At 52.8% G+C, this 19,905-nt stretch carries 17 protein-coding genes; 4 read left to right on the top strand and 13 right to left on the bottom strand.

What is annotated here, in order from left to right:
- Positions 1–60 precede the first annotated feature (60 nt).
- The 4 genes from lepA to gpr form a co-directional block, all read right to left on the bottom strand.
- Positions 61–1,872: a translation elongation factor 4 gene (gene lepA / locus MKY96_RS04330; RefSeq protein ID WP_340938830.1), complete on the bottom strand. Its 1,812-nt coding sequence runs from the start codon at positions 1,870–1,872 to the stop codon at positions 61–63.
- A gap of 225 nt (positions 1,873–2,097) precedes the next feature.
- Entirely contained in the window at positions 2,098–2,613 is a 516-nt protein-coding gene (locus MKY96_RS04325; RefSeq protein ID WP_340938829.1) for a hypothetical protein, read from the bottom strand.
- Positions 2,614–2,643: 30 nt separating this feature from the next.
- Complete coding sequence (locus MKY96_RS04320; protein ID WP_340938828.1) at positions 2,644–4,017, bottom strand: stage II sporulation protein P; 1,374 nt, start codon at positions 4,015–4,017, stop codon at positions 2,644–2,646.
- 293 nt (positions 4,018–4,310) lie between these two features.
- Entirely contained in the window at positions 4,311–5,321 is a 1,011-nt protein-coding gene (gene gpr, locus MKY96_RS04315) for a GPR endopeptidase (protein WP_340938827.1), read from the bottom strand.
- 180 nt (positions 5,322–5,501) lie between these two features.
- On the opposite strand from gpr, the gene rpsT reads away from it, so the two are divergent.
- Entirely contained in the window at positions 5,502–5,774 is a 273-nt protein-coding gene (rpsT, locus tag MKY96_RS04310; RefSeq protein ID WP_036732246.1) for a 30S ribosomal protein S20, read from the top strand.
- A gap of 190 nt (positions 5,775–5,964) precedes the next feature.
- On the opposite strand, the gene holA is transcribed toward rpsT, so the two are convergent.
- The 5 genes from holA to MKY96_RS04285 form a co-directional block, all read right to left on the bottom strand.
- Positions 5,965–6,984 (bottom strand): DNA polymerase III subunit delta, encoded by a 1,020-nt coding sequence (holA, locus tag MKY96_RS04305; RefSeq protein ID WP_340938826.1) that lies wholly within the window; start codon positions 6,982–6,984, stop codon positions 5,965–5,967.
- A gap of 308 nt (positions 6,985–7,292) precedes the next feature.
- Positions 7,293–8,552: an anti-sigma factor family protein gene (locus MKY96_RS04300; protein WP_340938824.1), complete on the bottom strand. Its 1,260-nt coding sequence runs from the start codon at positions 8,550–8,552 to the stop codon at positions 7,293–7,295.
- Positions 8,549–9,100: an RNA polymerase sigma factor gene (locus MKY96_RS04295; protein WP_036690462.1), complete on the bottom strand. Its 552-nt coding sequence runs from the start codon at positions 9,098–9,100 to the stop codon at positions 8,549–8,551. Before MKY96_RS04295 ends, MKY96_RS04300 begins: the two co-directional genes overlap by 4 nt.
- A 192-nt stretch (positions 9,101–9,292) precedes the next feature.
- Entirely contained in the window at positions 9,293–9,553 is a 261-nt protein-coding gene (locus tag MKY96_RS04290; RefSeq protein ID WP_340938823.1) for a hypothetical protein, read from the bottom strand.
- A 249-nt stretch (positions 9,554–9,802) separates the two neighbouring features.
- Positions 9,803–10,444: a bifunctional 2-keto-4-hydroxyglutarate aldolase/2-keto-3-deoxy-6-phosphogluconate aldolase gene (locus MKY96_RS04285; protein ID WP_340938822.1), complete on the bottom strand. Its 642-nt coding sequence runs from the start codon at positions 10,442–10,444 to the stop codon at positions 9,803–9,805.
- A 340-nt stretch (positions 10,445–10,784) separates the two neighbouring features.
- Here MKY96_RS04285 and MKY96_RS04280 point away from each other — a divergent pair, with 340 nt between their 5' ends.
- Positions 10,785–11,738 (top strand): sugar kinase, encoded by a 954-nt coding sequence (locus tag MKY96_RS04280; protein WP_340938821.1) that lies wholly within the window; start codon positions 10,785–10,787, stop codon positions 11,736–11,738.
- 212 nt (positions 11,739–11,950) lie between these two features.
- Here MKY96_RS04280 and MKY96_RS04275 read toward each other — a convergent pair whose 3' ends face one another.
- The 4 genes from MKY96_RS04275 to MKY96_RS04260 form a co-directional block, all read right to left on the bottom strand.
- Positions 11,951–12,976, bottom strand: coding sequence for a LacI family DNA-binding transcriptional regulator (locus MKY96_RS04275; RefSeq protein ID WP_340938820.1), 1,026 nt, complete (start codon positions 12,974–12,976; stop codon positions 11,951–11,953).
- Between the two features lie 499 nt (positions 12,977–13,475).
- Complete coding sequence (locus tag MKY96_RS04270) at positions 13,476–14,648, bottom strand: hypothetical protein (RefSeq protein WP_340938819.1); 1,173 nt, start codon at positions 14,646–14,648, stop codon at positions 13,476–13,478.
- Positions 14,645–15,181, bottom strand: a complete 537-nt coding sequence (locus MKY96_RS04265; protein WP_340938817.1) for an RNA polymerase sigma factor — start codon at positions 15,179–15,181, stop codon at positions 14,645–14,647. The genes MKY96_RS04270 and MKY96_RS04265 overlap by 4 nt, the downstream gene beginning before the upstream one ends.
- A gap of 270 nt (positions 15,182–15,451) precedes the next feature.
- Complete coding sequence (locus MKY96_RS04260; protein ID WP_340938816.1) at positions 15,452–16,858, bottom strand: transposase; 1,407 nt, start codon at positions 16,856–16,858, stop codon at positions 15,452–15,454.
- Positions 16,859–17,458: 600 nt separating this feature from the next.
- Here MKY96_RS04260 and nrdI point away from each other — a divergent pair.
- Positions 17,459–17,818 (top strand): class Ib ribonucleoside-diphosphate reductase assembly flavoprotein NrdI, encoded by a 360-nt coding sequence (nrdI, locus tag MKY96_RS04255; RefSeq protein ID WP_076082075.1) that lies wholly within the window; start codon positions 17,459–17,461, stop codon positions 17,816–17,818.
- Complete coding sequence (gene nrdE / locus MKY96_RS04250) at positions 17,805–19,889, top strand: class 1b ribonucleoside-diphosphate reductase subunit alpha (RefSeq protein ID WP_340938814.1); 2,085 nt, start codon at positions 17,805–17,807, stop codon at positions 19,887–19,889. Before nrdI ends, nrdE begins: the two co-directional genes overlap by 14 nt.
- Positions 19,890–19,905 lie beyond the last annotated feature (16 nt).

Here is a 19,905-nt window from a genome sequence, read left to right as displayed (position 1 = left end):
TGCGTAGGGCGGCACCCGTTTCTGCCATAAACCGAAAGCTCCGGGGGAGCTTATATGCTGCTACTCAATCTGAAGCACGGCCATGAACGCTTCCTGCGGCACCTCGACGCTGCCGACCTGCTTCATGCGCTTCTTCCCTTCCTTCTGCTTCTCCAGCAGCTTCCGCTTACGCGAAATATCGCCGCCGTAGCATTTGGCGAGTACGTTCTTACGCATGGCCTTAACGGTCTCACGCGCAACCACCTTCGTGCCGACGGATGCCTGAATCGGCACCTCGAACATCTGGCGCGGGATAATGCCGCGCAGCTTCTCACAGATGACCCGGCCGCGGTTATAAGCGCGGTCGCGGTGAACGATGAAGGACAGTGCATCGACCTGCTCATTGTTCAGCAGGATGTCCATCTTGACGAGATTGGACTGGCGGTAACCGGAGATCTCGTAATCATAGGAGGCATAACCCTTCGTGCCGGATTTCAACTGGTCGAAGAAGTCGTAGACGATCTCGGACAACGGAATTTCGTACGTAATGGTTACACGGTTGCTGTCCAGATACTCCATGTTGACGAATTCACCGCGTTTGTTCTGGCACAGCTCCATAACGGTACCCACGAAGTCGTTAGGCACAATAATGGCTGCTTTGACATACGGCTCTTCGATGAAGTCAATCGTCCCGATCTCCGGGTAATGCGACGGATTGTCGATCTGGATGGTCTCCCCATTCGTCAGCTTAATACGGTAAATAACGCTCGGCGCCGTAGTAATCAGCGGCAGATTGAACTCGCGTTCGATCCGCTCCTGAATAATCTCCATATGCAGCAGCCCCAGGAAGCCGCAACGGAAGCCAAAGCCGAGGGCGCTGGAGCTCTCCGGCTCGAAGCTCAGGGAAGCGTCGTTCAGCTGCAGCTTCTCCAGCGCTTCACGGAGATCATTATAATCAGAAGTCTCAATCGGATAGAGACCGCAATAGACCATCGGATTAATCCGGCGGTAGCCCGGCAGCGGTTCAGGGGTCGGATTCTTGGCATCCGTCACCGTATCACCGACACGGGTGTCGCCTACATGCTTGATCCCGGCCACAATGAAGCCGACATCACCGATGTTCAGCTCCGGCACAATGGTCATACGCGGCATGAAGGCTCCGACCTCGATCACCTCAAAGGTTTTGTCGGTGGCCATCATTTTAATCTTGGAACCGGCACGGATACTGCCGTCCATTACGCGGACATAGACGATTACGCCCTTGTACGGGTCATAATGGGAGTCGAAGATCAGCGCCTTGAGCGGTTCTTCCGAGCTGCCTGTCGGCGCCGGAACCTGCTTCACGACCTGCTCCAGAATCTCCTTGATGCCGATGCCTGCCTTGGCGGAAGCCAGCACGGCTTCACTGGCATCCAGCCCGATGACATCTTCAATCTCCTGCTTTACCCGGTCGGGATCTGCGTTCGGAAGATCGATCTTGTTGAGTACCGGAAGAATCTCCAGATTGTTGTCAAGCGCCAGATAAACGTTGGCCAGCGTCTGGGCCTCAATCCCCTGGGCTGCATCCACGACCAGAAGAGCGCCTTCACAGGCAGCCAGACTGCGGGATACCTCATAGGTGAAATCGACATGCCCCGGTGTGTCAATCAGATTCAGATAATAATCCTGTCCGTCATCGGCACGGTACGTCAGACGTACGGCCTGCAGCTTGATGGTGATGCCGCGCTCGCGCTCCAGGTCCATCTGATCCAGAACCTGCTCCTGCATTTCACGCGTAGACAGCGCACCCGTATACTCCAGAATGCGGTCAGCCAGTGTCGATTTGCCATGGTCTATATGTGCAATAATCGAGAAATTGCGAATTTGTTGTTGTCGTTTCTGAACGTCAGTCATTCCTTACCCCCACAGACAGCCTAATGTTAATCCACTTATTATAACAGTACGGGCTCCGCCCATCAATCCCGCCAGCCGCCGGAAAAGAAAGAAACCGCGCGGACCCTCTACATTTGCGAGCTGAATCCTGCAAAAAAACACACAAACGGGTGCGGGCTTCCATCATCCGCAGCCGTTTGTGTCCTCAACCTCATTGCAGCCCGGGAGGTTCCGGGCAGTTCCTGCTCACTCCTCCGAGGAGTCGAAGAGGGAGACCACCCAGCGGATGCCCTTCTGCGAAGCCTGCTGGAGCAGCCCGGCGGTCTTATCCGCCAGCACATCCACAGTCGGCTTCTGCTCCTCTGGAATCAGAATCTGCTCGGGACTGAGCGCAGAGTAGTCCTTCACCTCCTGCTGCGGGAGACTGCCCTTGCCGCCAGACGTCTGCGCCTGTGTACCTGCAACCGGCTGCTGGACCGGCAGCACGGTGTAGGCGCCCGTTACCGGATCAATAGTCACGGGCACATATACATAAGCCTGGCCGCCCGGGGCTGTGCTGGCAGCCGGAACGTACGCAGTCCCGGCTGTGCCGTTCTGTCCAGCCGGAAGCTGGCTGCCAGCCGCGCTGCTCCCGGCCGGCTTACTCCAGTCCGGCAGTATACCGGAGACTCCCGAACCGCCGCCGCCGAACTGCAGGCCGACCAGCAGCCCCACGCCCGCCCATATTCCGACCATCACCAGCTTTTTACCGAACCGTGTCATAATCTCCACTCCTTTTCAGCTATAATCCGTTCAGGAACCTGTCGATGTCTCTGCCCCGGTGCCTCCAGATTGCGTACTGCCCTGATCTGGCGCAGCTGCCTTCTCGGCATCCCGGCTGCTCCAGTACACATCAGCGATGGCATCCGCCAGAATATCCGCCGTCCGCTTCAGCTCATCGGCGCTGTTGTCAATTCCGCCTACCTCAATCAGCACACTGTTCGGGGACAACGTCTGGTTATATTCCCCATTATTCCCGTTTCCGGACGATTTCCCCCATATCCCGCGTGAAATTCCAGGATAATTTTTCTCAAGCAGCTGATGGATCTTATTGGCGAAGGCCTCGTTTTGTTTCCAGTTTTTATTCGCATGCCCCAAAATAAAATAGACCTGGGCATAATTTTTCCCGTTAATCAAAGCTGTTGTTTTGCCGTGCCGCTGCGAATCGCGGTGGATATCAATCAGCTCACTCATGTTCTGGTTGGAGGCCATGGCCGATTTCACAGTCATACGTGAATATTTATAAGAGAAGTTCCAGTTGTAGCCCGGTACCTCTGTAGCATAGTCCTCCTGGGCATGGACAGTTCCGATCCCCCGCTCTTCCAGCCTCTTGGCAATATAAGAGCCTACCAGCATGACATTCTTGGAAGGGACTGCCGAGCTGGGGTTGTCGCTCTGTGCGCCAAGCAGCGGATTATAGGCCTCCCGGGGATGGGAATGATAAACGAGAATCCGCTTGACCGAAGTATCTCCGGTGCCGTTCTCGGCATCTCCGCTTCCGGAGTAGCCCTCGTCAGGTTCTGTACCGGACGGGTCAGGGACAGGCGAAGCCTCGGGCTCTGCCACGCCTTCCCCAGGACTGTCATGGCCATTACCAGCCTCAGTACCGTTCCCTGAATCTGGAAAGGCTCCAGGATCGCCCCCTGCTCCGGGATCTTCCCCGGTGGCCAGTTCATCGCCCCCCGGATGATAATCGGCCGGCGCCCCTGTACTCCCCCCTGAGCCTTGCCGCAGCAGGAAGGGATCATCGGCAGCAAGTCCTGGCATCTCACGCGAGACCAGACTCTTGGGATCACCTGGATCAACACTGGTAAGCAGCCGGAATACGAAGGAGGTCACCTTGTCCCCGGAGAAGGCCGAAGGCTCCTCGCCCTTCGGCAGATGGGGAACCTCCATGCCCAGCAGCTCCATGAAGAATCCGCTGGAGAGCGAGGCCGCCAGACCTTTCATGGAAGGAATGGGCGAAGAATTCAGCTTCTGCCCGGCCAATCCGCCGGCTCCAAGCAGCATGAACAACACAAGCGAACCTCCGGCCAGCAGCAGCATCGTCCTTCCCAGCGACAGAATATCCATCAGCCGTCCGCGCAGCCGCCCTATATTCCATAGCTGAAACCATTTTCTGTTCATGATTGTTATGTCCTCCTCTAAGCCCTCTGTAATCTCTCATACTCCAAATCTATGAGCGGAAGAGTTGTGCTAGAACCACAGAATGAGAGATAGCAGGGAGCATCGATAGAGAAGTGAAGGGGCAACACCAAGTAGAAACGGCTTCGCCGTCGTTTTAAAGGAAGGTACCGTTTCAGCGGGAAATAGAAGGATAAGTTATCGTGTGCAACATATAAGTTCTTATATTTATATAAAGAGCCCGCGACCAGTTCTGCGTTATAGCAGATGGTGCGGGCGAGGTGATACGTGACAGATCAGTGAGTGTAAGCTCCGACATTGCCCGGATCTACCGCTTCATGGAGTGCAGCATTCAGTCCGCTTGCCACAATGTTGGCGATCTCTTCAATGAATTCATCGATCTCTTTAGGGGTCACAATCAGGTCATGCCCCAGCGGCTCAAGCACTTCCTTCACCAGGGCGAGACGCTCCTGCTCAGATATATCGTCAAGGAGACCCATAATTTCTTTGGTGTGAGCACCGCCGTCCGCCATCTGCCCGAAATGGGTCCGCATCATCTCCAGCACATTGTTGACGATGGTGGAAGCATAGCAGACCGTTGGGACGCCGATGGCGATGCAGGGCACGCCCAGCACCTCCTTGGTCAGCCCTCTGCGCTTGTTCCCGATCCCTGAGCCGGGATGAATGCCGATGTCCGCAATCTGGATGGTGGTATTGATTCTCTCCAGTGAACGGGAGGCCAGCGCATCAATAGCTATAATGACATCCGGGCTGGTGCGGTCCACAATCCCCTGTACAACTTCGCTGGATTCAATCCCCGTCAGGCCGAGCACTCCGGGAGCAATAGCACTGACATTCCGGTACCCGGGCGAGATCTGGTCGGGCACCAGCTCATAGAACTGGCGGGTAATCAGCGAATTCTCAACGACCAGCGGGCCGAGCGAGTCGGGCGTCACATTCCAGTTGCCCAAGCCTACGATAAGGACCTTGGAATCGCGGCCAATGCCGATTTCATCCAGGAAGTGCTCGAATTCCCGGGCAAACACTGTGGAGACCTTCTGCTGCAGCCCGGTGTCCCCGCCGCGCAGCCCAGGCACCTCCAGGGTCACGTAATTGCCGATAGCCCGTCCAATCGCCTGAGAACCGGCAAGGTCTGCTACAGCAAGTCTCGTGACCTTGATGCCGTCCGCTTCTTCCACTTCCTCATTGACACCCGGGATCGGCGCATTGGCGTGCCGCTCTGCCATTTCCTTCGCTTCCACTGCCAAGTCCGTACGTACCGAATACAGCTGAAGATCCAGTTCCATTCTTAGTTCAGCCTCCTTTTGCATATTGCTGATAGTGTGCGAGAGAAAGCCTCCGTTTATACAAACCGCTCTAAGGGAATTACAAAGCTTTTTATCTTGCTTTTTGCTACCCTTCATGCTAAACTATTTTAAGTTGTGAATCATTTGTTGATTTCGAATGTCTTTCAGGAGGTGAATGCAATGCCAAATATCAAATCCGCGATTAAACGCGTCAAGACGATCGAGAAACGCCGTGCACTGAACGCTTCCCAGAAGTCCGCTCTTCGTACAGCTGTGAAAACTGCTGATGTAGCAGTGACTGGTACGGAAGTTGAAGTAGCTCAGGCTGCTTTCCAAGCGGCTTCCAAAAAGCTGGACAAGGCTGTAACTAAAGGCCTGGTTCATAAAAATGCGGCTGCCCGCAAAAAATCTCGCTTGGCTAAGAAATTGAACGCTCTCAAGGCTCAAGCCTAAGCCAAGGGCGACAATCATAACGAGCACTGAAGAACCTGACCGCTATGCTGCATACGGTTAGGTTTTTTTATGCTCGTTAGCTTCATTCATTGAATTTCGCTGTGCAATCAAAGAGCCTGTCCATCCCATGATACACGCGGGTGGACAGGCTCTTTGATTCGTTGATTCGTTCCATGAGAAGCCGCTCTGTTCAGGCTCCAAGGCGCAGCATGAACATCTCCAGCCCCAGCACCTTATCGACAGCTCCCGTCTTCATCTGATAGTCCAGATCCGCCAGAATACTCAGGATCTGCCGCAGCCGCTGGCTTCCGAACTTATGAGCCTGCTCTCCGGCCAGCTTCACTGCATACGGATGCAGTCCGAGCTGGGAGGCAATCTGTCCCTGCGAATAGCTCTGGGCCGACAGATCCTTGACCTGCAGGATGATTCTGAACTGCCGGGCAATCAGCGAAGCGATCTTGATCGGCTCCTCCCGCTGCTTGAGCAGCTCATAGAGCGTATTCAGCGCCTTGTCCAGGCGCAGATTCGCAATATCCTCCACCAGCGTGAAGATGTTCTGCTCCGTCCCCCGGTGGACCAGACTCTCCACCGCTGCCGCATCCACCCGACCGCCAGTACCGGCGAACAGACACAGCTTGTCCATCTCCGCAGACAGACCCTGGAGTCCGGTTCCGCTGCTTGCAATCAGAGCCTCCGCTGTCCCCGGCGCAAGGGAGCAGCCGCGTTCGCGGAAGCCCTTCTCCACCCAGCGCAGCAGCTCCTCCGCACCCAGGGGATTGAAGGCCAGCACGGTGCCGGCGGTCTTGATGCTTTTGACGATTTTTTTACGTTCATCCAGCTTGTCGCCGTTCACCATAAATACAATCACACTGAACTCGGCAGGGTGCTGCATATATTCGCTCAGCATCTCCACGTTATGTTCCAGCTTCGCCTTCTCCTTGCCTGCCGTGAACAGAGCCGCATCCCGCACCAGCAGAAGCTTACGCTCTACCATGAACGGTACCGTCTCCGCCTCTTCAATGACAGCCTGAACCGGAGTTTCGGAGAGATCGAACGGGATCACCGCGAAATCGCGGTCTTCTTTGGGGATCAGGTGTTCCTCCAGCATGGCCGCGAATTCATTCATCCGGAACTTCTCACTGCCGTACAGCAGGTACAGCGGAGAGACCTTTCCTTGCTTGATGTCTTTGGCAGCCGTTTTGGCATCCATCCCGCCACTTCCTTTTTCATTTACTTGCCTGGTCCGTATCAGACACACACATTCGTACATTTTAACAAAAAAACGGCTGAAAACATAGGTATCATTATCACTTCTCTTGACCGGGGCGCAAGCCAAAACGGAGCAACCTCGGCAGCCAGGGCCAAAGTTACTCCGTTTCAGCGGCGCATCTATATAAACGACGGAGGGAGCAGCTCTAGAAACTCTCCCGGCCGCCGGTCATACCGATGATACTCGCAAAGCCTGTAATTCATGTCCTCATGCCTTAGCATATTCCGCAGGCCGGAAGAACGTTCCGGTTATTTGTCGGACGTTGCCGCATCCGGGGTAATAGCCGGGCTGGGGACAGATGAAGCAGAAGCCGCCGGAGAAGCGGTAGGCGCTTGAGAGTTGGCAGGAGCCGGAGAAGCAGATGGAGCAGGTGTCGCACTCTCTGCCGGAACCGTGTATACCTTCGTCGTCTGCGTACCGTCCTCAAGCTGTAGCACATAAGTGAACTGGGTGCCGTCTTCCGACCACACACCGGAGACCCAGTTCCCCTCCAAAGGAAGCGAGGTTAATACTGTCCGTTGTTGTTCTTCTCCTTCTGCGGTTAGGCTGTAGATTACAACATGCTGACCCGTCAGCTCAGCCGTATGCTGCCCGTCCGGTGAAGTCCAAGCAGAATCAGCCGGCTTCAGCGCCATGATTCCTGCCTCTGCCGGGGCTGGAGTCGGCGCCATACGCGCATCACCCGCAGCCGCCTTATCGTCCGCCATACTCTCTTGTGTTGGCGCAATCGACTTTGTGCTTTGGGGTTCCGCTGACTGGCTATCCGCTTTCTTGGTGCTCTTAGGGCGGTCCGCCGGAGGCGCAGTAGCGGTGCGGTTACTGATCGGAGCTTCGCTTACCGCAGGCACCTTGTCTGAAGCTATACCACCGTCGGCTGCGGCTGGTTGATCAGCAGGCTCACTTGGAGCAGGCGGTGCAGATTTCATATCGCCGTCTGCAGTGTCACTAGGCGTGGCCTGTTCCATTAATCGGAGTTCACTGCTGCCGCCGCTGTTATTCTGTCCGTCCGCCTGCGGGGCGTCCGCACTGCTTTCCGTGCTCATGTTGGAGTTCGCCGCTCCGCTGCTCATCAAATTGGATGACATATCCAAGTCTGCGCCCGGCAGGCTCTTAGGCATATTGAATACGGCGATGAGCAGAATCACCGCTGCCGCCGCAGCACCAATGCCTGTCCGCGCAGCCAGTGAAGGGCCCTTGGACTTTTTGCCCCGGCTATTGGAACGGGAGAAGGGAATAACCTTCGGATCCTCCGGCTCCATTACAGCAGGCTCTTCCGGGACACCGCGGTCCAGCTGTTCAAGCTGAGGCAGGATAGAGTCAACCAGACTGAAGGGGGGCTTCACGTCGGGAAGCTGCTCCAGCTGCTGGGAGAGCAGCGTCAGCCGGTCCAAGACTTCCGCGCAGGCAGGACAATCGTCGATATGACGGAACATTTCAAGCATTTCTTCCTGACTGAGATCATGATCCAAATAGCGGTGCATCCATTCCATCACCTCCGCGCATTTCATCCTGACACACCACCTTTCTGATACTCCTGAAGTCTATTCTGCAGCTGCTGCCGCGCCCGGAACAGGTACGATTTGACCGTGTTCAGAGGCAGATCCAGACAGTCTGCAATCTCGTTGTAAGAAAAATCCTGTAAATAGCGGAGCACGATTACCGTCCGGTGATGCTCCGGAAGCTGGTCGATGGCCTCACGGATATCCTCCGCCAGATAACCCGACATCACTTCGCGCTCTACGTTATGTTTTTTATCCTGGAACACCATTTCGTGTTCATCGATAGAAACGGTAGGCTTCGTTCTCCGGAATTTGTCTATACATATGTTGGTTACTATCCGCTGAACCCATGTTTTGAACTGCGCCTTCTCCTCATAGGAGCCGATCTTGGTGTACACCCGGATCAACGCTTCCTGGGAGGCATCCAGAGCATCCTGTTCATTATGCAGAATGTAGAAGGCCGTCTTATATACATGCCCTTCAATTTCTCGCAATAGGGTGATTAGAGCGTCGCGATCGCCCGCTTGAGCGGCTCTGATGAGTCCCTGCTCCACCACGAAGGTTCCCCCTCTCTATGCAATCTTACTGACGCGCAAGACTGCGAATTTGTTGCAAGCCTGTAATGATTATTTTGTAGTCCACAATCCCTACTAAGCATACAAGGGATGCTGCTATCATTCAAATACTCTTTTTATAGAAGTTAGTTACAGAAATGACATGAGAAGCAGACCGTCCCGTACTGACTTACGCTACGACCGGGACGGCTCCTCTAATGTATATAATGTAGTTGCGCACACCAGGAGCACCGCATAATTCTCCCTGGAGTCATCATCAAGCACATATACTTCTCCCTGCTCAAAAAGTTGCGGATGATTATAGTTACGATACAGCTTATAAAGAGCTCCCGCGCTCACCCTGCAGCCGTGGACTGCAGTTCGAATCTCCACATAATCGGCTTCTTCCACTACCAGTGTCGGGTACAGCTTGCTGCGAAGATCGTCGCCAGTCATGGCATCACCTTTCAGGTATACTTCTCAATGTCCGCAGGCGCTTAAGCACTCTGCTCTATTATAAGTATTGCCCGAAGCGGCAGCAATTCTATCATTTAGGCTTAGCTAACAGTTAACAAAATAACCCCACAAAGTGGGGCTTTAGCGCAGGTGATGACTCAGGTACTTTGCGGGGACCCCAAAACATATAAATTCATCAAAAAAATGCCCTGCCCCATAGAGGCAAGACATTATTGTTGTACATGTATTTTACTGGCCTTGAATCTCCTTGAACTTCGCTACATACTGCGCAGCCAGCTCGGTGATCTGGTCATAGCGGCCTTCCTTGGCCGGTGCGGTCAGGTTGCCGCCGATGCCGACAGCGATGCAGCCGTTCTTGATCCATTTCTCCATATTGTTCAGATCCACGCCGCCGGTAGGCATAATGTTCACATGCGGCATTGGCCCCTTAACCGCCTTGACATAGTCCGGTCCGAACGCACTGCCAGGGAACAGCTTCAGCACATCCACGCCCAGCTTCAGGGCTTCCTTCATCTCATTCAGCGTCATGCAGCCCGGCATGTAAGGAATGCCGTACAGATTACACATCTTGGCCGTATCCTCTTCAAAAGAAGGGCTGACCACAAATTCCGAGCCTGCCAGAATAGCAATTCTTGCCGTCAGCGGGTCAAGCACGGTACCGGCACCAATCACGGCGCGGCCTCCGTATTCGTCAACCAGGCGCTTGATCGCTACTTCGGCTCCCGGAGTCGTGAAGGTAACTTCAATATTATTCAGTCCGCCCTCGATACAAGCCACCGACATGGCATAAGCATCATCGGCATTATCCGCACGGATAACAGCTACTACGCCAACAGAGGTGATATTCTGCAATACTTTAATTTTCTTCATGGTTGTTACTTCCTCTCTGGTTATATTCCACTTAGAATATTTATTTAGATAAATTAATTTATCTATTTTACTAACATCAGGCTTTATCCTTCTAAGAAAATAGTAATAACATTGCCGCTAACAGTCAATATATATTTATTCAGGAAGCGTTATTAATCCTTCAAAAATCTTCGAAAACGCTTATGTATCAAGGACAAATGAATCTGCCCCCCTGTTTCCTGTGCAAAATAAGCCCGCAGAATGAGCATTGCTATATTGTACAAAACCGTTTTATGTGATAATTTCAACTTATATTTTATTCTAAACCATAATAACGTGTTCATTTTAGGAGGAACTATTCATGAACAAACAGCTGGATGCAGTCACCTTCGGGGAGCCGATGGCCATGTTCTACGCCAATGAAGCCGGCCCCCTGCATGAGGTCACTTCCTTCTCCAAGGCGCTGGCAGGTGCGGAGAGCAATGTAGCCACCGGATTATCACGCCTGGAGCATCTGACCGGTTATGTGACCAAGCTTGGCGAAGACAACTTCGGCCAGTTCATCACCTCGGCGCTGAACAAGGAGAAGATCGATACCGCAAGCATCACAACGACCAAGGAGTTCTCCACGGGCATGCTGATCAAATCCAAGGTACTCACTGGAGATCCCAAGGTGGAATATTTCCGCAAAAATTCCGCCGCCTCCAAGCTGAGTCTCGCCGACTTCGATGAAGATTACTTCGCTTCCGCAGGCCATCTGCATGTGACCAGCATCTCTTCCGCACTCTCGGCTTCGTGTCACGAGTTCTCGCTGCATGCCATGGAGTTCATGAAGCAGCGCGGCAAGACTGTATCACTGGACCCGAATCTGCGCCCGACCCTGTGGCCGGACACTGAAACTATGGTCAATACGATCAACGATCTGGCTACCCGCTGCGACTGGTTCCTGCCCGGCCACGGAGAAGGTAAAATCCTCACCAGACTTGAGACTCCTGAGGAGATTGCCGGGTACTATCTGGAGCGCGGCGTATCCCTTGTAGTGATCAAGCTCGGTCCCGAAGGCGCTTACTACAAGACCTCCGCTGGTGAAGAGGGTTATGTGGACGGCTTCAAGGTCGAGCAGGTTGTCGATACAGTCGGCGCCGGAGACGGCTTCGCGGTTGGGGTAATCAGCGCCATGCTGGAGAAGCTCAGCGTAGCAGAAGCCGTGAAGCGCGGCAATGCGATCGGCGCACTCGCCGTGATGTCGCCTGGCGATATGGACGGCCTGCCGACCCGCGCCCGGCTGGAGGAGTTCATGAGCGCTGGCGTATAGCCAATGAGCAGGTGCTCTGCTGCCGGCAGCGCCCGGCTTCAGCATGAACACACATTAGCACAGCAAAAAGGGTGTCCCTGAGCCGGCAGACGGCTGGGACACCCTTTTGCATATGTTATTGACTTACGGACCGGTTTCGTAAAGCCGTGGATTCCTGAGCAGATTTCCTATCTGTTGTCACCACGATGGACCTTTCGCCGCCCGCCCAGCTGCTATTCCGGCCTAGCCGGCGGTTGCACAGAATCGCCCTGCTGCAAGGAAGGCGGGAACCTGTAGGTGATGGGCATCGCGCTGTCCGCATCATTGATCAATGAGAGCATGATCTTGGCCGCCTGCATCCCCATCTCGTAGGCAGGCTGGCGGATCGTTGTAATATCGGGATTATAGATCCGGGCGAATTCGGCATCGTCGATGCCGATGACCGACAACTGGCCGGGGATCGCAATGGCATTGCGGTTCGCATATTTAAGAATTTCGCCCAGCACCAGATCATTGGCGGCAAGCAGCGCCGTCGGCGGCTGGGGCAGCTGTAACAGCTCGTCCAGTGCGGAAGCGATATCTTCGCGCGACACACTGCGCATATACGAACCCAGCAGAGGCAGACCTGCTTCCTCCATCGCTTTTTTGTACCCGCTCATTCGCTCCTTGCGCGGGGTGATCGCATGTACGCCAAGCGGCAAGGATAGAATAGCAATCGCTTCATGGCCGTGGCCGGTCAGCTCCCGGATAGCGGTCTTCACCGCCATTTCATTATCCAGCAGCAGGCTCTGGGTCGTAATCCCGTCAACCAGCCGGTCCATGAAGACCAGCGGATATTCCGCTTCAATTAATCTGGTATAAGGCGCAGGCTGATCTCCAGCCGGGAAAATAATCAGGCCATCCACCTGACGGGCGACCAGCGTCTCCACATAAGTATTCTCCTTATCGGCATTCTCGTCCGAGTTGCAGATGATCACCTGAATCCCATGGCGCTGCAGCTCATTCTCGATGGCCCGGATACACTGAATGGACAGCGAATAATCTATATTGGCCACAATAATGCCAACCATATGCGTGCGGTTCTGCTTGAGACTGCGGGCAAGCCCGTTGGGCTGGTAATTCAGCTCATCGATAACCTCAGCAATACGGTTTTTGGTCGCCTCACTCATATATTTGAACCGTTTATTCAAAAATTGCGAGACCGTACTTTTCGATACGCCCGCTTTCCGGGCCACATCCTCAATAGTCAGCTTCTTCATTGTTCCCGCTCCACTCTTCGATATCGAACTCCAGAAGTAAACACAAACCAAGTTTACTTAGAGATATTATCAAAAAGTATAGCTTTTTTTTAGTAAATTATCTATATGATTAGATTGAAAATATGAAATAAGTGGATACGGCGTCTAAGGCGTGAGACAAATATACTAAATGACTGGGCCGCACGATGGTACCGGACTGAGATGCGCTTATTTCCCCGAAAAGCAGCATTATAGCAGGCTTGCGGACTCCATTGCTCTTATTCACTGTTACTCACCCGATTAAAACGCATTCATACTACAATAAGGGCCTTGCAGTCCGTAAACGTGGTCAAATGTATCAAATCGAGAAAATAAAAGCTTCACAGTCCGCAAGTGACATAGATAACAGCCCAGTTGGAGGAACCCCTGCCTTCACAGGAATTCCTCCATCGACCGAATGGAACATATCATGATTAGCAAACTATTCCAGCACTCATCCTCCTCCTGTACTCTAAGCTACTCAATTTTCTACTGTAGAGGCATCAATCTTTTCACCGTATTCCTCATACCACCAGTCATTGAACCATTGATCGCCCGACTTCATATCAACCTCTGTACTCCGTTGCTCTCCATTAACTTCGTAGTGGACTATGGTTGCAGGATCTTTAGAATCAACAGTAAGCTCTCCATAATGGATTTTGGAGACTACTTCTACATTTTCTGTGGTGATCTCACCCGAAAGTACCTGTGCATTGCCTGTTGCAATATCATACAGCTTATTATGCTGTGTATAACCGCCCCTTCCATCTTCCGTGTAATAAACAACCAGCAGCTCTGCCTTTTCGGAATTAAGGGCCATAAAAGACTTATAGACTTTATACGATTCATCTAAGGTTAGTAATTCTCGGGGAACAGGAATCTTACCCTCTCCTGCCTGTCTGACATCCATCACATACAGCTTGGCCCCTGACCTTTTCTGATTCTCTCCAATTTTATAGCTGCTGCTGGAAAACAAAAGATAATCTCCCGCTCCGAATAAACTTCCCAGCGACAAATAGGACTGTGCACCTCCTGCATACAAAGGAAATACATACAACCGCTGTGCTGAATCCGCAGATAGCTCTGCATGCCCTTTAGGAGTCAAATAAAGAGTATATGGCTCTGTATTGTGTGTGTATTTAGACTTGAGATAGTCAACCATTGGCGGCGGAGGCGACCAGACGATACCGGCGGAAGTCTCAACAGCCATTGCAGCACTCTTATTACGGTCTAGCGGAAGGGGCATATAATACTTAAGCCCGCCTAGTTCAAACTCTGCCGAGATCATGTATAGACCCAGGCCTTGCGGAGACGCCGAAGGAGACGCCGACGGCATCACCACAGCCGCTCCCGAGCCAGGCTTAAAGACCGCTGCCAGCCTCCCTGCCGGATCGAGGCCGGACCCTGGGCCAAACGGCCAGATCAGCGTGACGAGCAGCAGGACGGCTGCCAGTCCGCCGAAGGCGGCCATACGGCTGAAGCGGCGGCGTAGTCCGATTATGCCCGGTGATCCTTCTGCCGCAGCCTCTTCAATCCGCGCCATGAGCTGTGGTGTGAATCCTGGCTCTGCAAGCGGGCTCCGCCCGGCTTGCCTGTACCAGTCCTTCTCCCCGCTCATCACCTTCACTTGCTCCTTCTCTTGTCTCGTCTTCACAGGTCTTCCTCCTTTATCGCCGTTCTCACTTTCTCTCTGGCCCGTCCGAGCCTGGATTTGACCGTCCCCTGCGCGATCCCGAGCAGCGCGGACATCTCAGCAACCGGAAGATCCTGCTGGATATCCAGCACCAGCACCTCTCTGTACTTGTCCGGCAGGGCCATAATAATCTCCCAGATCCGGTTGGCGTATTGATTGCCGATGGCCTCTTGTTCTGCGGACAGGGTGCCTCCATGATCCTGATAGCTGCCCAGCGGAGTGAACCTCCGCCAGAAGCTGTTGCGCCGTAAGCTGAACGCGGTGTTGCGCGTGATGGTCAGCAGCCAGGTTTTCAGGGTGGCCTGTCCCCGGTACTTGCCGATGCTCTTGTAGGCCTTCAGGAATACCTCCTGGCTGATGTCGCTGGCCTGCTCCCGGCTGCGGGTTAAGACAAAAGCATAATTCCATACGTCCTGGCCGTAGGTCTCCATCATCTCGCGAAGCGATACCGATGAGGCACAGGTCATGCTATACGTTAGTTCTTTACTCTGCATGTTCTCTCCCCTCTCACCTAATAAGACTCCTGCCGGCGGATATGGTTCCCTGTTATTGTAAAACTGAATATGCGGATTGCACTTTCTGCAATAGAATTGCCGATATTTGCCGTTAATCTCCATTCTATTGTATTTTCTGCATTAGAATTTGAAGAATCTGCTCAATTAGCCGCTGTTAGCTGAAATCAGGTGTACAAAAGAGTCAATTTCATAATTCAATTTGTTAAATAGCAAGATTAGGCCAAAATCTAAGGTCACATTTTTAAAAAATCAGGCGATTTGCTGGGAATTCCTCAACTGCTGGTTCAATTTGTCTAACGCAAACTTACTCAAATTGTACGCGAGCGTACTGAGCTGGAAATCGACACTTGCCCGGACACCGCGGTGGCGTGTGCGCTTCATCCCGAAATACTCTTTGAGATAGGCAAACACACGCTCCACGGCCGTACGCTTCTTGTACAGTGTTGTAAAACTTTCGCTCCCTCTGGCGGGATAGGTGTGTAAACGCAAATCCGTTTGGATTCGAATTTTAAACACTTTTTGGCATTCGGTACCGGAAAGCGCACAGCCTTTGCATTCACTAGGCCGGGTGTACTTCAGGGTCTCATATTTGGCATCAAAACTGTCGTAACGGTACGCATGCCCTTGAGCGCACACCGGCGTGTAATCGAGATTCATTCCCGCAGGCGGGTCTTTGTGGTGAATCAGGGAAATCGCAGGATAGGCGCCGAGCGAATGAATCAACTGGTAGATCGCCGCGCAATCGTACCCCTTGTCGCCCAAGATATGCTTGACCTTTAGCATCGGAAACTTCAGGAGCAGGCCTTTGAGAAGGACGACCGCCATACGCTGGTCATTCGGATTGGCCGAACTAAAGAGGCCGCTGAGGATATACTGGCTGTCCGTGTCGACCAGCAGATTCGCCTTGAACCCGTAATAGCTGGTCATTCGGCCCTTCGTATTTTTCTTGTCACAACGCGCAGCATGCCGGGGCAACGCGGTCAGTAGTTCATCGTACGGGTACGGCAACATCGCTTCAATGGTTTTCTGGAACGGTCCGAGACTTTGTTCATAGGCTTCCATTTCCTCGCGCCGACGTTCCTTTTCCGCCTGGGATGGACGGCCGGGCTTGCTATATCTGGGTTTCTTCAGCGGCTCGTTCGCCACCTTAGGCTCAGGCTCGGGATGTTCGAGCTGAATTTGCTCGGCCACCGAAGCTTCGCCTTTCTTTTGCCCCCGGCGAGCCGCACGACGCTTGGAGGCCGATTCGCTAAATTGGCAATCCCAAGCCTCGACCATGGATGAATCCACAGCCAGATGGGTTCCGCTCACAAAGCCTTCTTCTAGGGCAGACGTGACTAGGCGATCCTGAAGTTGTTCCAGCATTCCCGTTTGCTCCAGCGCATGAATCAAACGGGAATAGGAGGCCTGACTTGGAATGTTATCCGAGCCGGTGAACCGGCACTGGACTCGAAATTCGTTGCTATGATTCAGTCGCCGGACCAGGGCAGAGACAAACTCGATGTTCTCCATTTTTGCAATCAGCAGCGAGTAGATCATGGCAGGTACATTTAATTTTTCAGGCCGTCCGCGATGGTTCTTTTTCCCTAGTGCGAACAGAACTGGAGCTAAATGTAAGTGTTCAAAGATTTGGCTGTATTTATCTTCTGGACTCATTTGGAGCAATTCCTCGAAGGAAAACAGTTCTTCTTGTCGAATAGAATAGATGGGGATTACCTCTTTTCTTCTCGGGTGTTGGTTTCGTCGCCTATAACTTCGAGAATTTGGGGAGGTACTCCTTTTTCTATGCTCAAAAAAACCAGGTATAGCAAGGGTTTTGAATTATGAAATTGTCTCCAAAATACAACAGATCTCAACTCTTCCCGAATTTAAGGAGCATCTAATGTACGAAGTGCAATGAAATCCAGATCCCCCGAAGGCTAAACGCTTTCAAAAATCACAGCCGTTTCCCCTTCCCGGGAGCCCTGTCTGCACCATTCCACAGCCCCGCAAATTGCTTAAAAAAAATACTAATTAATTATAAGAGAATAGAATGCAGGCGGGGCGTGGGATTGGCGGTTTTAAGCTCTGTTTTGAGGGGCCGCAGAGGTCTGTCTGTCTCTTGACTTTTCAATATATGGTATATAAAATGATTAAGCATTACTAAATATAGTGTATATAAGAGCAAAGCCCATAAATCTAGTGATTTCGCCCAAGTTCATTTGTCAAGTAGAAAGAGCTGTAGAATGGGCAACATGTTATAGGAGGTTAGGAGCCATGTTGATTGCTTACGATTCCAAGACCGGCAACGTCAGAAGATTCATTAATAAACTGAAGCTTCCGGCGGTTCAAATCGAAGAGCATATGACGATCGACGAGCCTTACGTGCTTGTTACATACACCACCGGATTTGGACAGATTCCAGCGAAGGTGTCAACATTCCTTGAACGAAACCATTCCAGGCTCAAAGGCATCGCCGCGAGCGGCAACAAAAACTGGGGTGAGCTATACGCGCACAGCGCAGACTTAATTGCACAGCGTTACAACGTACCGGTGGTCGGCAAGTTTGAATTGTCGGGAACCTTCGGGGATGTACAGCGCATAAAACAGGAGGTGGACCGGGTTGCGGCATATTGAATTGAACAACATGTTGATGAAGAGAGACGAAAGCGGCTTTTTCCAATTGGATAAGGACCAGGAAGCAGTAGCCGAGTTCATGCAGGATGTGGAGCGGCGTAGCCTGACCTTCACGGATACGAAAGCCAAGATTGATTATATGATTGCCAATGACTACTACGAGGACCTGTACGACCGCTACTCCGCTGCTGAGATGGAGGATGTCTACCGGATCGCCCATGAATATAATTTCCGCTTCCCTTCCTATATGGCGGCTTCCAAGTTCTATACCGACTATGCCGTCAAAAGCAATGACCGTAAGCAGTACCTGGAGCATTATCCGGACCGCGTAGCGGTAGTGGCTCTGCATCTGGGACGGGGTAACGTAGAGACTGCCCGTACACTGGCCCGCTCGATGATGGAACAGCGCCTGCAGCCGGCGACACCAACCTTCCTCAATGCCGGTAAAAGCCGCCGCGGCGAGATGGTCTCCTGCTTCCTGCTGGAAATGGACGACTCGCTCAATTCGATCAACTATGTGCTGAACACCTGCATGCAGCTGTCGAAAATCGGGGGCGGCGTTGCGGTCAATCTGTCCAAGCTGCGTTCGCGCGGCGAGACGATTAAAGGTGTCGAGGATGCGGCCAAAGGCATCATGCCTGTCCTGAAGCTCATGGAAGACGGCTTCTCCTATGCGGACCAGATGGGCCAGCGTAAGGGTTCGGGTGCGGCTTATTATAATATTTTTGGCTGGGATGTACTGGAGTTCCTGGACAGCAAGAAGATTAACGCCGACGAACGGACACGCCTGAAGACGTTGTCTATCGGCCTGATCGTGCCTAACCGCTTCTACAAGCTCGCACAGGATAATCAGCCGCTGCATGTGTTCGCTCCTTACACGGTCTACCAGGCGTACGGTACGCATCTGGATGACATGGATCTGGACGTAATGTATGATACCCTGCTTGCCGATCCGCGCGTGAAGAAAAGAATCGCCATGAGTGCACGCGACATGCTGACCAAGATCGCCATGATCCAGCTTGAATCGGGCTATCCGTATATTATGAACAAGAGTAATGCCAATAACGCCCATGCCCTGCGTAATGTGGGCCAGATCAAGATGTCCAACCTGTGCACCGAGATTTTCCAATTGCAGGAGACTTCAGAGATTAACGACTACGGTCAGCAGGACGAGATCCGCCGCGATATCAGCTGCAACCTGGCTTCCCTCAACATTGTGAACGTGATGGAGCACGGCAAGATTCGTGAATCCGTACATGAGGGCATGCTGGCACTGACGGCTGTCAGCGATATGACAACTGTCTCCAACGCTCCAGGCGTGGCTAAGGCGAACAAAGAAATGCACTCCGTGGGCCTGGGCGTAATGAACCTGCACGGGTATTTTGCCAAGAACAAGGTGGCTTATGAGAGTGAGCAGGCCCGTGATTTCGCACGCACCTTCTTCATGACCATGAACTATCATTCGATTGAGAAAAGCATGGAGATTGCCGCCGAGACAGGTGAGACCTTCTATGGCTTCGAGCAGTCCGACTACGCCAGCGGCGTGTATTTCGACCGTTATATAACTACAGACTACCGTCCGGTTACGGCAAAAGCGCAGGAGCTGTTCGAGGGGATCTACATTCCTACTACAGAGGATTGGAAAGAGCTGCGTGACAAGGTGATGAAGCACGGCCTGTACCATGCCTACCGTCTGGCGATTGCGCCGACCGCAAGCATCTCGTACATCCAGAATGCGACCTCCAGCGTCATGCCGATTGTAGAGCAGATCGAGACCCGCACGTATGCCAACTCGACCACCTACTATCCGATGCCTTACCTGCGTCCGGACAATGTGTTCTATTATAAATCCGCCTACCAGATGGACCAGTTCAAGGTGATTGATCTGATTGCGGAGATTCAGCCTCATATCGACCAGGGTATTTCAACAGTCCTGCATGTGAACAGTGATGTCACAACCCGTGAGCTGGCCCGTTCTTACCTGTATGCGGCGCACAAAGGGCTGAAATCCCTGTACTACACCCGGACCAACAAATTGTCTGTCGAGGAATGCCTGGCCTGCTCCATCTAAGAGGAGCACAGGTACA

Source organism: Paenibacillus sp. FSL R7-0302 (genome assembly GCF_038006885.1).
Classification (GTDB): Bacteria; Bacillota; Bacilli; order Paenibacillales; family Paenibacillaceae; genus Paenibacillus_AQ.
This window is presented reverse-complemented; position numbering and strand designations above follow the sequence as displayed.